Source organism: Stenotrophomonas sp. YJH_SMC_20, from assembly GCF_059367845.1.
In genome coordinates this window covers 1-14,080 of the sequence record NZ_JCAFRG010000005.1, presented here as the reverse complement: position 1 = coordinate 14,080, position 14,080 = coordinate 1, and the positions used below count along the sequence as shown (strand labels likewise).

Genomic DNA, 14,080 nt, shown 5'->3' with positions numbered 1-14,080 from the left:
CCGATGCCGACGATGCCCGCATTGATTCGCATCCCCAGTGTTCTGCTGCTGTCCCTGGCCTGCAGCCAGGCCCTGGCGGCGGTGCCGGCCAAGGCCCCTGTAAGGGCCCCGGCCACTGAGGAACTGGCGCTGGAACCGGTGATGGCCGGTGAGTTCGCGCTGCAGGCCGGCAAGCTGGCCGAGGCGGCGCGCTGGTACCTGCAGGCGGCCCAGCAGACCGACGGCGACGCCGGCCTGGCCGAGCGCGCGACCCGTATCTCCATGCTGGCCAACGATGATGCCAGCGCCGCCAAGGGCCTGGCCCTGTGGCAGCAGCGCGCCCCGCGCTCGTTGACCATGCGCAGCGCCGCCGGTGCGCTGGCCATGCGCCAGGGCGATGTGAAGGCTGCCCGCACCGAGCTGCAGGCGCTGCTGGCCGACCCCGACGAGCGCGGCTGGAAGTTCGCTCTGGCCGCGCTGATCGGCGGTGGCCGCGACCCGGCGGTGCCGGCGCAGGTGCTCGGCGAGCTGGTCGATGCCAATGCGATTCCGCCGAAGATCGAGGCCTGGCAGGAGTTCGGTCGCCTGGCCCTGCGCATGGAAAAGCCCGAGCTGGCGCGGCGGATGATCGATGAGGTGGTCAAGCGCTTCCCGGAAGAGCCACGTGTGGCACTGCTGCGCGCCAGCCAGTTGCAACAAGCGGGCGAGACCGACAAGGCGCTGTCGCTGCTGCACGATGTGGAGCCGAAGACGCGCCAGGACCAGGAACTGCGCAATGCGGTGGCCATCGCCTACGACAGCCTGGGGCAGCCTGCTGCGGCCGAGCGCGTGCTGGCGTTCGGCCCGCAGGACGTGCAGACCTGGGGCATGCGCGCCTCGCTGCTGGCCAAGCAGGGCGACAAGGCAGCGCTGTCCAATCTCTACAACGAACTGTCGCGGCAGGCGGCCAAGCCGGACCCGGCGCAGCGCCTGCTGCTGGGCAAGATCGCCGAGTACCTGAAGCGCTATCCGGAGGCGGTGCAGTGGTACCACAGCGTGCCCGGCGGCGATGAGCTGAGCGAAGCACGCCTGCGCGCGGCCAATGCCCAGGCCCTGGCCGGGCGCCTGCCGCAGGCCCTGGATGAAGTGCACGCGATCCAGTCCGATGCGGTGGTCGATGACGATGTGCGTCGCGACGCCTATCTGCTGGAGGCTGAACTGCGCCAGCGTGGCGATGACAGTGCCGGCGAACTGGATGCATTGGCCCGCGGCCTGGCCGCCTACCCCGATGACAACGGCCTGCTGTACGCCCGTGCACTCGCCTGGGAGCGCCGCGACGATATCCCGCGCGCCGAGGCCGACCTGCGCAAGATCCTGGTGACCGACCCGGAAAACGTGCCGGCCCTGAATGCCTTGGGCTACACCCTGGCCGACCGTACCGGCCGCCTGCAGGAAGCGCTGGAGCTGATCGACCGCGCCCGTGTGGCCGAACCGGACAACGCCGCCATCGTCGACAGCTATGGCTGGGTGTTGTATCGCCTGGGCCGCAAGGAAGAAGCACTGGTGCAGCTGCGCCGGGCCTGGACCCTGGCCAAGGACCCGGAGATCGCTTCCCACGTTGGCGAAGTGCTGTGGGTGCTGGGCAAGCATGACGAGGCCCGCCACTTCTTCGAAGAAGCGGCCAAGCTCGATCCTGAAAACCGCGCGCTGCTGCGCGCCCGCGAGAAATTCAATCCATGAGTGTTTCCCTGATCCGGCCGCTGCTGTTGGCGGCCGTGACCCTGGCGGTGACCGCCTGTACCAGCGTGGGCACGCAGAAGACCCCGGCGCCGGCGGTGGTCGAGGTTGTTTCAGCCGAAGCGGCGCAGGCCGAGGCGGCGCGCGTGGCCGCGCTGCAGGCACAGCCGGACTGGGCTTTCCAGGGCCGGGTCGCGGTCAGCAAGGGCAAGGACGGCGGCAGCGGACGCATCGACTGGAAGCAGGAAGGACGCCGCTATGTGGTCGAGCTGAGCGCGCCGGTGACCCGGCAGAGCTGGAAGCTGGCCGGCGATACCCATTCCGAAGCCGGCCGCCTGGAAGGACTGGCCGGCGGGCCGCGTGACGGCGAGGACGCCCAGCAGCTGCTGCTGGAAGCGACCGGGTGGGACATACCGGTCAACCAGCTGCCGCAGTGGATCCGTGGCTTGGTGGCCGGCGATGCTGCCGGTCCGGAGAAGGTCGAGCGCGACGCTGACGGCCGGCCGCGCCGCATGCAGCAGATGGGCTGGCAGGTGCAGTATCTGGACTGGTACCCGGCCGAGGCCGGACGCCCGGCGCTGCCGCGCCGGATCGAGGCCAGCAATGGCGACGCCAAGGTGCGCCTGCTGGTGGACCAGTGGGGGCAGGGCGCCCCATGAGTGCCGGGCACGATGACGCGGGCTGGTCCTGGTGGCCGGCCCCGGCCAAGCTGAACCTGTTCCTGCACATCACCGGCCGCCGCGCCGACGGCTACCACGAGCTGCAGACCGTGTTCCGCCTGCTGGACTGGGGCGATCGCATTGGCCTGCGCCTGCGTGAAGACGGCCAGGTGCGCCGTGAGGGCGAGGGCCTGGCCGGCGTGGCCGAGGCTGATGACCTGGCGGTGCGTGCCGCGCGCCTGCTCCAGGAAGCGGCAAAGGTCGAGCAAGGTGCAGACATCATCGTCGAAAAGCACGTTCCCGCCGGGGGTGGGTTTGGCGGGGGGTCGTCCGACGCGGCCACGGCGCTGGTGGTGCTGAACCGGCTGTGGCGGGCGGGTCTGGATGAAGAGGCTTTGGCGGCGCTGGGCCTGCGCCTGGGCGCAGATGTGCCGGTATTCGTGCGCGGGCGCAACGCCTGGGCCGAAGGCGTGGGCGAGCGCCTGCAGCCGATCACCCTGGCCCCGGCCTGGTACGTGCTGGTCGAACCGGGCGTTCATGTTCCTACGCCAGCACTGTTTGCAGACCCGGATTTGACGCGCGACAGCCCAGTGGCGAAAATAGAGGACTTCGCTTCCGGGACCCTGGTCGGGAACGCGTTCGAACCGGTGCTGCGCCGCCGTGAGCCTGCCGTCGAGGCAGCGTTCGCCGCGTTGAGCGACATCGGCACGGCGCGGCTGACCGGTTCGGGAAGTGGTTGTTTCGTCGAGTTCGCATCGCAGTCTGCCGCAGAGCAGGGACGGTCGAAGTTGCCGAAGGAGTTGCGGGCAAGGGTGGCAGCGGGCGTAGCGCGTTCGCCACTGCTGGATGCACTCGAGCAACACTGATTTATCACTGCAGGGGCGTCGCCAAGAGGCCCAAGGCACCAGGTTTTGATCCTGGCATTCGTAGGTTCGAATCCTACCGCCCCTGCCAATAGCGGCTGTGTCCGCGCCTTCCAGCGCATCGCCCGCGCGGGACGTGGAAACAACCGCGGTGTTGTCAGCAGCAAGGGTCCATCGGGGTCCTTGCCGACTCCGGATCCCCGCCACTCGTCCCCGCCCGAGACAATCATGATGCAAGAGTCCCCGAACCTGCTGGTCTTTTCCGGCAACGCCAACAAACGTCTGGCGCAGAACATCTGCAAGGAACTGGGGGTTCGCCCGGGCAAGGCGCTGGTCTCGCACTTCTCCGATGGCGAAGTGCAGGTGGAGATCGAAGAGAACGTCCGCAAGCAGGACGTGTTCGTGATCCAGCCGACCTGCGCGCCGAGCGCGGAAAACCTGATGGAGCTGCTGGTGCTGATCGACGCGCTCAAGCGCGCATCGGTGGCCAGTGTCACCGCCGTGGTGCCGTATTTCGGCTACTCGCGCCAGGATCGCCGCATGCGCTCCTCGCGCGTGCCGATCACCGCCAAGCTGGCGGCCAAGATGTTCAGCACCGCGGGCGCTGATCGCGTGCTGACCGTCGACCTGCACGCCGACCAGATCCAGGGCTTCTTCGATATTCCGGTGGACAACGTGTATGCGTCCCCGCTGCTGCTGGCCGACATCTGGCGCGCCTACGGCACCGAGAACCTGATCGTTGTGTCGCCGGACGTGGGCGGCGTGGTCCGTGCCCGTGCGGTGGCCAAGCGCCTGGATGACGCCGATCTGGCGATCATCGACAAGCGCCGCCCGCGCGCCAACGTCTCCACCGTGATGAACATCATCGGTGACGTCGAAGGCAAGACCTGCGTGATGGTCGATGACATCGTCGACACCGCCGGCACCCTGTGCGCCGCTGCCGCTGCCCTGAAGGCGCGCGGTGCGCTCAAGGTCGCCGCCTACTGCACCCACGCGGTGCTGTCGGGCCCGGCGGTGGACAACATCACCAATTCCCAGCTCGACGAGCTGGTGGTGACCGACACCATCCCGCTGAAGGACGCGGCGCGGGTGTGCAGCAAGATCCGCCAGCTGAGCGTGGCGGAAATGCTGGCTGAAACGATGCGCCGCATCGCCTTCGGTGAGTCGGTCAGCTCGCTGTACGTCGACTGAGTTTTCGCCCCTGCCGGCAACGGCGGGGGCATACCCCGGGTGCTTCTGGTCGCGGAAGCATCTTCAACCGCCACGCCGCAGGGCGCGGCAACAACCTGAGTAGTCGAAAATGTCGAAGACCCATGAAATCAAGGTCACCAAGCGTGAACTGCAGCGTAAGGGTGCGAGCCGCCGCCTGCGTCACGCCGGTGTGATCCCGGCCATCGTGTACGGTGGCAACGCCGAGCCGGTCGCCATCAGCCTGGACCACAACGAAATCTGGCTGGCCCAGCAGAACGAGTGGTTCTATGCCTCGATCCTGGACCTGAACCTGGATGGTCAGGTGCAGAAGGTCCTGCTGCGTGACATGCAGCGCCACCCGTACAAGCAGCTGATCATGCACCTGGACTTCCAGCGCGTGAACGAGAACGAAGCCCTGACCGCTTCGGTCCCGCTGCACTTCGTCAACGAAGACACCTCGCCGGCCGGCAAGGCTGCCGACGTCGTGGTCACCCACGAACTGAAGGAAGTGACCATCACCTGCCTGCCGAAGGACCTGCCGGAGTCGATCGAAGTCGACCTGGGTGAGCTGAAGGCCGGTGACGTGGTGTACCTGTCCGACATCAAGCTGCCGAAGGGCGTGGAAATCCCGGCCCTGGCGCTGGGCAAGGACCACGACGACGCCATCGTCACCGCCAAGGCCGGCAAGGCCGACGCGGCCGACGAAGAAGCGGCTGCCGCCGAGTAATACCGCTACGGTGCCTGCCTGCGGGCAGGCACCGTACTGGAAGGAACCATGGCAGGACTGCGACTGATCGTCGGTCTGGGCAACCCCGGATCGGAACACGCCCGGACCCGGCACAATGCCGGGTTTCATTTCGTTGAGGCCCTGGCGGAGAAAGCCGGTGCGCGATGGAATGTGGACAGCAAGCTGTTCGGTGAGACCGCCAAGGTCGAGATCGCCGGGCAGACGGTGTGGCTCCTCAAGCCCGCCACCTTCATGAACCTCAGCGGCAAGTCGGTCACCGCCGCGCAGCGGTTCTGGAAGATCGAGCCGGAGGAAACCCTGCTGGCCCACGACGAACTGGACCTGCCGCCCGGCGCGGCACGGCTGAAGTTCGACGGTGGCCACGGCGGTCAGAACGGCCTGCGCGACACCATCCGCCTGCTCGGCCATGGCAAGTTCCATCGCCTGCGCGTGGGCATTGGCCACCCCGGCCACAAGGACCGCGTGGTGGGTTGGGTGCTCGGCCGCCCGTCGAAGGACGATGACGTGCTGATCGCGCGCGCCATCGACGATGCGATCGACGTGCTGCCGCTGGCGGTGCAGGGCGATTTCAACGAAGCGATGAAGCGGCTGCATACCCCGCGCTGACCATGACCGACCCGCGTACTCCCTGCACCGTGTGTGGCGCCATGATCCTGCTGGCGACGGCGGCCCGGAACGATGGGCTCTGCATGCCGTGCCGGAATGGCACGCGGCAACGCATGGAAGAGGCGAGGGTGCGAAACAAGGAAATGCGCGAAGAGCTGGACCGATACGAGAATTCCGCTGCAGGGCGCCATTGGAACTGGCTGGTGGAACAGGAAGGCGGTTCGGGCTGTGGATTCTCAGGAATGCTGACGCCAGATCAGCGCTACTTCGCGGTCTCGGTGACAAGTAGCGAAGTCTGGCGTGGCGGCATTGGTACGTACTTCGACAGTTACTCGGGTGCCTATTACGAAGAGACGCTCGCAGGTCTTGAAGAAATGGGGCTGGTCGAATTGGGCGACGTGCTCAAAGAAGCCAAGATGGTGCTGTTCGGTGACGACGCCGTGCCCAAGGATGAAAGTGTCCGGTGGGAGAGAATGTACGGTCAGCATAATGAGTTGGCGGACGGTGTCGAAGCTCTGCTGGACCGCTTGAGCCAGAGATTTTGTGAGACTGAGGAGAGGCTAGGACTTTCTGCTGCACTGCAGACCTACGCTGAGAAGCACAAGCTGTACGCTGCGTTCTAGCTTGGGCTACTGGAAGGACGATTGGGGATTGAGGGCATGCCCGCAGGCGAGCCTTGAATCCCGAATCATCCACTTACACTCAAACCCGGATTCAACCCATGGGTATCAAATGCGGCATCGTCGGCCTGCCCAACGTCGGCAAGTCGACCCTGTTCAATGCGCTGACCAAGGCGGGTATCGCCGCGGCGAACTTCCCGTTCTGCACCATCGAGCCGAACGTCGGCATCGTGCCGGTGCCGGATCCACGCCTGAACGAGCTGGCGGGCATCATCAACCCGCAGAAGGTCATCCCGACCGCGGTCGAGTTCGTCGACATCGCCGGCCTGGTCGCCGGTGCCGCCAGCGGTGAAGGCCTGGGCAACAAGTTCCTGGCGCACATCCGCGAAGTCGATGCCATCACCCACGTGGTGCGCTGCTTCGAGCACGGTGACATCGTGCACGTCGCCGGCAAGGTCGACCCGATCTCGGACATCGAAACCATCGATACCGAGCTGGCGCTGGCCGACCTGGACAGCGTAGAGAAGGCACTGAACCGTGCCGAGCGCGCGGCCAAGGGCGGCGACAAGGATGCAGCGGCGCGCAAGCCGGTGCTGGCCAAGCTGCAGGCGGCACTGTCCGACGGCAAGGCTGGTCGTTCGGTCGGCCTGGATGATGAAGAGAAGGCGCTGGTACGCGACCTGTTCCTGCTGACCCTGAAGCCGGTGATGTACATCGCCAACGTGCTGGAAGACGGTTTCGAGAACAACCCGCACCTGGAAGCTGTGCGCGCGCATGCCGCCGCAGAAGGCGCGCAGGTGGTGCCGGTGTCGGCCGCGATCGAGGAAGAGCTGTCCCAGCTCGACGACGAAGACCGCGATACCTTCCTGGCCGACCTGGGCCTGAGCGAGCCGGGCCTGAACCGCGTGATCAACGCGGCCTACAGCCTGCTGGGCCTGCAGACCTACTTCACCGCAGGCGTGAAGGAAGTCCGTGCGTGGACGGTGCGCAAGGGTGCCACCGCCCCGCAGGCTGCCGCAGTCATCCACACAGACTTCGAGAAGGGCTTCATCCGCGCCGAAACCATCGCGTATGACGACTTCATCAAGTACAAGGGCGAAGCCGGCGCCAAGGAAGCCGGTCGCCTGCGCCTGGAAGGCAAGGAATACCGCGTGCAGGAAGGCGACATCCTGCACTTCCGCTTCAACGTCTGATCCAGCGGCATCGGATCGACCCCGGGCGCCCCGCCTCGTGTGGGGCGTTCGCGTTTCTGAATATGGATAAAAAATCACCACGCTGCGAAACGCTTGCGGCGTGATGTTCGCCGGCACTTGTCCACAGCAAACTCCCATCGCTTTCCACGCCGCATGTGGAAAACCGGCGAGCCGATGTAGAGCCGAGCCCATGCTCGGCTGATGCCAGCCGGAGCCGAGCGTGGGCTCGGCTCTACAAGGGGCTCGCCCGCGCGACCTGGACAGATTTTCACCACGCTTCGAAACGCCTGCGCTGCAATGCTCGCACCCACTTGTCCACACCAAGTTCCCATCGCTTTCCACGCGTGGTGTGGAAAACAACGGGAGGCGTGGATAAAAAATAACCACGCCCGGAAATGCCTGCATCGCAACGCTCGAACCCACTTGTCCACATCAAGTTCCCATCACTCTCCACGCATTGTGTGGAAAACCCCGGTGGCCCGCTCTGATAGACGCCCACCTTGGTGGGCGCGCGGCGAGACAGTGCCCGCCAAGGTGGGCATCTACCAGAGCGCAAATGACAAGGCCCGCCAATGGCGGGCCTTGTCGTCCACGTCCTGCAAGGCGGCGCGCCTTACAGCGCGGTGCCGCCAAACTTGTGGGTGTACTGCAGGTTGATGGTGCGGCCGACGCTATCGAACCAGGACACGTCGTAGTACGGGTACGCGGTATACGTGGTGTCCTTCGGCGGCATCTTGTTGAACACATTGACCACCGACAGCGACAGGCGCGAGTGGTCGTCGAAGCGGTACTGCACCGAGGCGTTGTAGCGGTAGGTCGCCTTCACGTACGGGCTGTCGCCGCTGTCCCAGTCGAACGACTGGTCGTAGCTGTCCGAAGTTGGCAGCTTGCCCAGGCGCGAGCCATAGACCGTCGCCGACCACGCGTCCTTCTCCCAGGTCACGCTCAGGCTGGTCTTGGTACGCGGGATGTCGAATCCGCTGTTGACCGCGAACTGGTCCAGGGTCGGGTCACCGGGGTAGCGCTGGAAATCGTGCTTCTTCACCCAGGTGTGGGTGCCGTTGAGGATGAAATCGCCGATGCCGGTCTGCATGCGGTAGCGCAGGCCGACGTCGATACCGGAGGTCGATTCGCGGGCGACGTTGATCGGAGCGACGCGCACGCCGTATAGGCGGCCATCACCGGTGCGGGTGATGCGGTCGAGCGCGTCCACGCAGGTCGGCGAGTTGATGTCGGCAGTACCCAGGCGGCAGTTGGCTTCGTTGGCCAGGAGCGTGCGAACGTCCATGTCCTGCACCTGCTTGCGCATGTCGATGTCAAACCAGTCCACGGACAGGTCCAGGCCGATCGCCGGCGACCAGACGAAGCCTGCACTCCACGAGGTGCTGGTTTCCGGGTCGAGCTGGCGGTTGCCGGTGCGGCTGCGGATCAGGTTGCGCTCGTAGTCGGAACAGTCGCTAGCGCCATCGGCGCGGCAGCTGTACAGGTCTTCGGCGGTGGTCTCGTCGTTGCCCGGTCCGGCGAACACGTAGTGCAGGTCCGGCGCGCGGAACGCGGTGCCATACGAACCGCGCACCAGCAGCGTGTCGATCGGGCGCCATTCCAGACCGCCGCTCCAGGTCGCCTTGCCGATGGTGTGGCCGGAATAGCGGTACTGGTCGTAGCGGCCGGCCACGCTCAGGTTGACCGTCTCGTGCAGCGGCATGCGCAGCTCGGCGGCGGTCGCCCAGCGGTTGCGCGAGCCCTGGCCGTCCGAATCCTTCCAGCTGTAGTAGTAGTACTGGGTGGCCAGCGGATCGGGATTCAGCGCATAGGCCTGCTGGCCCACTTCCACGGTCGCGGCGAACCCGGCATCACCGCCCGGCAGGCCGAACAGCGCGGAATTGGTCAGCGTGAACGCAGCCGTCTCGGTGCGCGACTTCGGGGTGTAGGTGGTGCGCGCTGCGATCGAATCGTACTCGGCGCGGGTCAGCGGCCGGTACAGGCGTGACGGGTCGGCGTTGTAGATCGGGAAACCGTCGTCGTCCACGCCCAGCTGCGGGCCCAGGAACAGGTCATTGGCCTTGGCGGCGATGATCTGCGCCCAGCTGATCCGCGACTGGTACTGCGAATGGCTCAGCGCCGCTTCGTAGTCCCAGTTGCCGGCCAGATTGCCCTTGAAGCCGGTGGTCACGCTGAAGGTCTTCTGCGCGCTGCGTACCATCGCATTGCGCAGGCCCCCCATTTCCTCGGGTGAGAACTGGCGCTGCCAGAACTCGATCTCGCCGGTGGCCTGGTTGTTGAAGTAGCCCGACTCATCGCCATTGGCGTCCATGCGGCCCCACTTGGTGACGTCGCGCATCAGCGACATCGTGTGGTAGCCCAGCTGCACATCGGCGAACCATTGCTGGCCGTTGTCGAAGTCGTAGCTCAGCGAGGCGTAGCCATTGGCGCCGCGGCGCTTGCTGAGGATGGTGCCGTAGCCGATCGAGCTGTCGCTGCCGCAGTAGTAACCGTAGCGCGGGCGGTAGGCGCGGTAGGTGCTGCCCTGGTTCTGCCCGGCCAGCGCTTCGCAGGTGGCCGCGCCCGGATCCAGGTAGTCGTCGTTGTAGTCCGTACGCAGGTAAGCGCGGCGGGCGATGCGCGAGCCCTCGGTGGGGCCGTCCTGGGTCGAATCCTGGATGTCGCGCTCATAGGCCCACAGCGGGGTCTGCGACTGCAGCTCGACGCTGTACACGGCGTTGAAGTTGCCGCGGCTGAAGCCGCTGGCCAGGCTCATGTCGAACGACTCGCCACCGCCTTCGCTGGTGGTGCCCATGCGCATGTCGATCGTGGTGCCGTCGGCCTTTTTCTTCAGGATGAAGTTGACCACGCCGGCGATCGCGTCCGAGCCGTAGATGGCCGAGGCACTGCCGGTCAGCACTTCGATGCGCTCGATCATTCCCAGCGGGATGTTGGAGACGTCGGTGAAGTTGCTGCGGCCCTTGAACGGCATCGGGAAGTCGGCGATGCGGCGGCCGTTGACCAGTACCAGCGTGTGGTTCGGGCCGAGGCCACGCAGGTCCACCTGCTGGGCGCCGGGCGAGAAGTCGGCGCCGCTGGAGGACTGCTGGCTCTGCGTCTCACCGCCGTTCTGGGTCATTGCACGCAGCACGTCCGGCACGCTGGTGAAGCCGCTGGAGCGGATCTGTTCGGCGTTGATCACCGTGATCGGGGCGGGGCCTTCCACCTGGGCGCGCGGAATGCGCGAGCCGGTGACCTGCACCGCGTCCAGCTGTTGCACCGAAGAGGAAGCCGGTGCCTGGGCCGCCGCGGAAGCAGCCACGCCCATCAACGCCAGCTGGATCGACCACGCCATCGCCTGTCTACGCATGAGGAATTCTCGGAAATGAAGCCGGCCCGCAGAGGAGGGGCCCTGTCCCCCATTCAGATTTCCGGAACGGGCGCGCGCATTTAACGCCTTTTTCATGTCCTTGACTACTGGGTCCCTATCTGGCAAAGAGTGGAAACGCTTGCAAGTCGATTTTGTTCAGGGAGATCAAGATGCGACGCCTCCATCGGACCGTGCGTGCCCCCTTCGCCTGGCTGGCGCTGCTGGTCTTGGCCGTGCCGTTGGTCGCCCTTGCGCAGGACCTGCAGGGCCCGGGCTTCGCCTACTACGAAGCCGGCGATCTCGACGCGCCCCGGCCCGGTCCGCGCGCACCGGCCATGATGCTGATGGGCGGTGGCGAATGGGTGCCGGAGGCCTTCCACTGGTGGCTGAAGCAGGCTGGCAATGGCCGCGTGCTGATCCTGCGCGCTTCTGGCAGTGATGAGCTGCAGGACCGCCTGTACCGCGAGATCGGCGGTACCACCGCAGTGCAGACGCTGGTCTTCGACAGCCGCCGCGGCGCCGACGATCCGGCCGTGCTGCGCGTGGTTGCCGCCGCCGATGCCATCTTCATTGCCGGTGGTGACCAGTCGCGCTACATCCGCTTCTGGAAGGGCACTGCGCTCAACCGCGCGCTGAACGCCCATGTGCGCGCCGGCAAGCCGATTGCCGGTACCAGCGCTGGGCTCGCCATCCTCGGTGGCTATGCATACGGCGCGATGGACGGCGGCAGCATCACCTCCGCCGGTGCGCTGGCCGACCCGATGGGCAGTGCGGTGACCATGGACAGTGGCTTCCTGCAGATGCCCTACCTGCAGCGCGTGGTCACCGACACCCACTTCGACAAGCGCGACCGGCTCGGTCGCCTGATCGTGTTCGTGGCGCGCGCAGCCCAGGACAGTGGCGACCCCGGCATCGTCGGCATCGGCGTCGACGAGGACACCGCCCTGTGCGTGGAGCCTGATGGCCAGGCGCAGGTCTACAGTGCTGACGGCGAGGGCAAGGTCTGGGTGGTCAGCCCCGGCCGCGATGCCGACCGCCTGGTCGAAGGTGAGCCGCTGCGCTTCCACGCGGTGCCGGTAACGGTGGTCGCCAGCGGCAGCCGCATGCGCCTGGATGACTTCCAGGCCGAGGCCGACTATCAGGCCGTGGCCGACGTCAGCGATGGCGAGATCGAAGTCATCCGCCAGTGACCCGGCGATCCTGTGGCCTCGCATGGGATGCTGTAGAGCCGAGCCCGCGCTCGGCTGCTCTTCAATCGAGGCATCAGCCGAGCATGGGCTCGGCTCTACGATGATGCCTCCCTTGCCCACCTGCTGGAGACGTATCCGATGAAACTGCGCCTGGCGCTGTCTATGCTGCTGTCCCTGCCCATGCTTGCCCAGGCCGCACCGGCCGCTTCACCGCTGCTGGTCATCCACGGCGGCGCCGGCGTCGAGCGCAAGGACCTGTCGCCGGCCGAGGAAAAGGCCGCACGTGACGCGCTGCGGGCAGCACTGCTGAAGGGTCATGCGGAACTGGTGGCCGGTCGCCCTGCGCTCGCAGCGGTCACTGCGGCGATCACCGTGCTGGAGGACGATCCCACCTTCAACGCTGGCAAGGGCGCAGTGTTCACCCACGACGGCCGCAACGAGCTGGATGCGGCGGTCATGGATGGCGCGAACCAGGCGGCGGGCGCGGTGGCGGGCGTGCAACGGGTGCGCAACCCGATCCTGCTGGCGCAGACCGTGATGCAGAAATCCCGCCACGTGATGATGGTCGGGCAGGGCGCCGAAGCCTTCGCGGCCGAGCAGGGCATTCCTCTGGTCGATCCCTCCTACTTCCGTACAGAGAAGCGTTGGCAACAGCTGCAGCGCGCCCTCAAGGAAGAGGCCAGTGGCCAGGCACATGCCGACCTGGAGACTGCAAAGCACTTCGGTACCGTTGGTGCGGTCGCATTGGACGCGCAGGGGCATCTGGCCGCCGGCACCTCCACCGGGGGCATGACCAACAAGCGCTACGGCCGGGTCGGTGACTCGCCGATCATCGGTGCCGGCACCTGGGCCGACGCACGCTGCGCGGTGTCCGGCACCGGGTGGGGCGAGTACTACATCCGCACTGCGGCCGCGCACGAGATCTGTGCGCGCATGCGCTACCAGGGGCAGAGCCCGGAGCAGGCCGGCAAGGGCGTGATCAACGAGACGATTCCGCAGATGGGCGGCGACGGCGGTGCGATCGTGCTCGGCGCAGACGGAAAAATGGCCACGCCGTTCAACACCCAGGGCATGTATCGGGGCTGGATCGGCGGCGACGGCGTCCCTCATGTCGCAATTTTCGCCAACGAGACCCTGCCGGTTCCCGGGCAATAACCTTGCGTATCAATGGGTTTGCGACAGCGTGTGAAAAAAATGGAAAAAAGCGTTGACAGCCCCCCGTCCCATCAGCAGAATAAGCGGCTCACCACCACACACCGCAACGCTTCGGCGGCAACGGGTTGGGGTGGTAAGGAGGGATACCCAAGCGGCCAACGGGGGCAGACTGTAAATCTGCTGGCTTACGCCTTCGGTGGTTCGAATCCACCTCCCTCCACCAGTTTCACGTTGTGACATTCCCGGCGCGGGAGTAGTTCAATGGTAGAACCTCAGCCTTCCAAGCTGATGGTGCGGGTTCGATTCCCGTCTCCCGCTCCATTGAATGAACTTTGAATATTATCGAGTTCATGTCATAATGCAAAACTCGGCTCACGTAGCTCAGTCGGTAGAGCACTTCCTTGGTAAGGAAGAGGTCGAAGGTTCGATTCCTTTCGTGAGCACCATCTCAAGCATCACCTCTCAGACGAATTCGAGATAAGCAGCCATGGCCAAGGGTAAGTTCGAGCGCACCAAGCCGCACGTCAATGTCGGCACCATCGGTCACGTCGACCACGGCAAGACCACGCTGACCGCCGCACTGACCAAGATCGGTGCCGAGCGCTTCGGTGGCGAGTTCAAGGACTACTCCTCGATCGACGCCGCTCCGGAAGAAAAGGCGCGTGGCATCACGATCTCGACCGCGCACGTCGAATACGAATCCCCGATCCGTCACTACGCCCACGTTGACTGCCCGGGCCACGCTGACTACGTCAAGAACATGATCACCGGTGCCGCCCAGATGGACGGCGCGATCCTGGTGTGCTCG

Annotated in this window: 12 protein-coding genes and 4 tRNA genes; 15 read left to right on the top strand and 1 reads right to left on the bottom strand. The window is 65.9% G+C overall.

Annotation, left to right across the window (positions count from 1 at the left end):
* The first annotated feature begins 12 nt into the window (after positions 1-12).
* The 9 genes from AC5P6A_RS10305 (at position 13) to ychF (ending at position 7,575) form a co-directional block, all read left to right on the top strand.
* Complete coding sequence (locus tag AC5P6A_RS10305; protein ID WP_204323374.1) at positions 13-1,698, top strand: tetratricopeptide repeat protein; 1,686 nt, start codon at positions 13-15, stop codon at positions 1,696-1,698.
* Positions 1,695-2,354: a lipoprotein insertase outer membrane protein LolB gene (lolB, locus tag AC5P6A_RS10300; RefSeq protein ID WP_019661165.1), complete on the top strand. Its 660-nt coding sequence runs from the start codon at positions 1,695-1,697 to the stop codon at positions 2,352-2,354. The genes AC5P6A_RS10305 and lolB overlap by 4 nt, the downstream gene beginning before the upstream one ends.
* The gene (gene ispE, locus AC5P6A_RS10295; RefSeq protein ID WP_021202247.1) at positions 2,351-3,220 is read left to right on the top strand and encodes a 4-(cytidine 5'-diphospho)-2-C-methyl-D-erythritol kinase; all 870 of its coding nucleotides are present in this window, start codon (positions 2,351-2,353) and stop codon (positions 3,218-3,220) included. The genes lolB and ispE overlap by 4 nt, the downstream gene beginning before the upstream one ends.
* Positions 3,221-3,231: 11 nt before the next feature.
* Positions 3,232-3,308: transfer RNA gene (locus AC5P6A_RS10290), tRNA-Gln, on the top strand.
* Positions 3,309-3,448: 140 nt separating this feature from the next.
* Positions 3,449-4,408 carry a ribose-phosphate diphosphokinase gene (locus AC5P6A_RS10285; protein ID WP_005415400.1) on the top strand — a complete coding sequence of 320 codons (960 nt, stop codon included), beginning with the start codon at positions 3,449-3,451 and terminating at the stop codon, positions 4,406-4,408.
* Between the two features lie 109 nt (positions 4,409-4,517).
* Positions 4,518-5,135: a 50S ribosomal protein L25/general stress protein Ctc gene (locus AC5P6A_RS10280; RefSeq protein WP_005415401.1), complete on the top strand. Its 618-nt coding sequence runs from the start codon at positions 4,518-4,520 to the stop codon at positions 5,133-5,135.
* 48 nt (positions 5,136-5,183) lie between these two features.
* Complete coding sequence (pth, locus tag AC5P6A_RS10275) at positions 5,184-5,762, top strand: aminoacyl-tRNA hydrolase (protein WP_049419247.1); 579 nt, start codon at positions 5,184-5,186, stop codon at positions 5,760-5,762.
* Between the two features lie 41 nt (positions 5,763-5,803).
* Complete coding sequence (locus AC5P6A_RS10270; protein WP_206621778.1) at positions 5,804-6,385, top strand: DMP19 family protein; 582 nt, start codon at positions 5,804-5,806, stop codon at positions 6,383-6,385.
* 98 nt (positions 6,386-6,483) lie between these two features.
* Positions 6,484-7,575 (top strand): redox-regulated ATPase YchF, encoded by a 1,092-nt coding sequence (gene ychF, locus AC5P6A_RS10265; protein WP_057502606.1) that lies wholly within the window; start codon positions 6,484-6,486, stop codon positions 7,573-7,575.
* A gap of 613 nt (positions 7,576-8,188) precedes the next feature.
* Here ychF and AC5P6A_RS10260 read toward each other — a convergent pair.
* Positions 8,189-10,927, bottom strand: a complete 2,739-nt coding sequence (locus AC5P6A_RS10260; protein ID WP_207050129.1) for a TonB-dependent receptor domain-containing protein — start codon at positions 10,925-10,927, stop codon at positions 8,189-8,191.
* Positions 10,928-11,097: 170 nt separating this feature from the next.
* On the opposite strand from AC5P6A_RS10260, the gene AC5P6A_RS10255 reads away from it, so the two are divergent.
* The 6 genes from AC5P6A_RS10255 to AC5P6A_RS10230 form a co-directional block, all read left to right on the top strand.
* Positions 11,098-12,117, top strand: coding sequence for a Type 1 glutamine amidotransferase-like domain-containing protein (locus tag AC5P6A_RS10255; RefSeq protein ID WP_164143860.1), 1,020 nt, complete (start codon positions 11,098-11,100; stop codon positions 12,115-12,117).
* A 138-nt stretch (positions 12,118-12,255) separates the two neighbouring features.
* Positions 12,256-13,272, top strand: a complete 1,017-nt coding sequence (locus AC5P6A_RS10250; protein ID WP_021204466.1) for an isoaspartyl peptidase/L-asparaginase family protein — start codon at positions 12,256-12,258, stop codon at positions 13,270-13,272.
* Positions 13,273-13,409: 137 nt separating this feature from the next.
* A tRNA-Tyr gene (locus tag AC5P6A_RS10245) sits at positions 13,410-13,495 on the top strand.
* 24 nt (positions 13,496-13,519) lie between these two features.
* Positions 13,520-13,593, top strand: a tRNA-Gly gene (locus AC5P6A_RS10240).
* 49 nt (positions 13,594-13,642) lie between these two features.
* A tRNA-Thr gene (locus AC5P6A_RS10235) sits at positions 13,643-13,718 on the top strand.
* Between the two features lie 41 nt (positions 13,719-13,759).
* The coding region (locus tag AC5P6A_RS10230) for a GTP-binding protein (RefSeq protein ID WP_495201811.1) at positions 13,760-14,080 on the top strand (321 nt) is incomplete at its 3' end.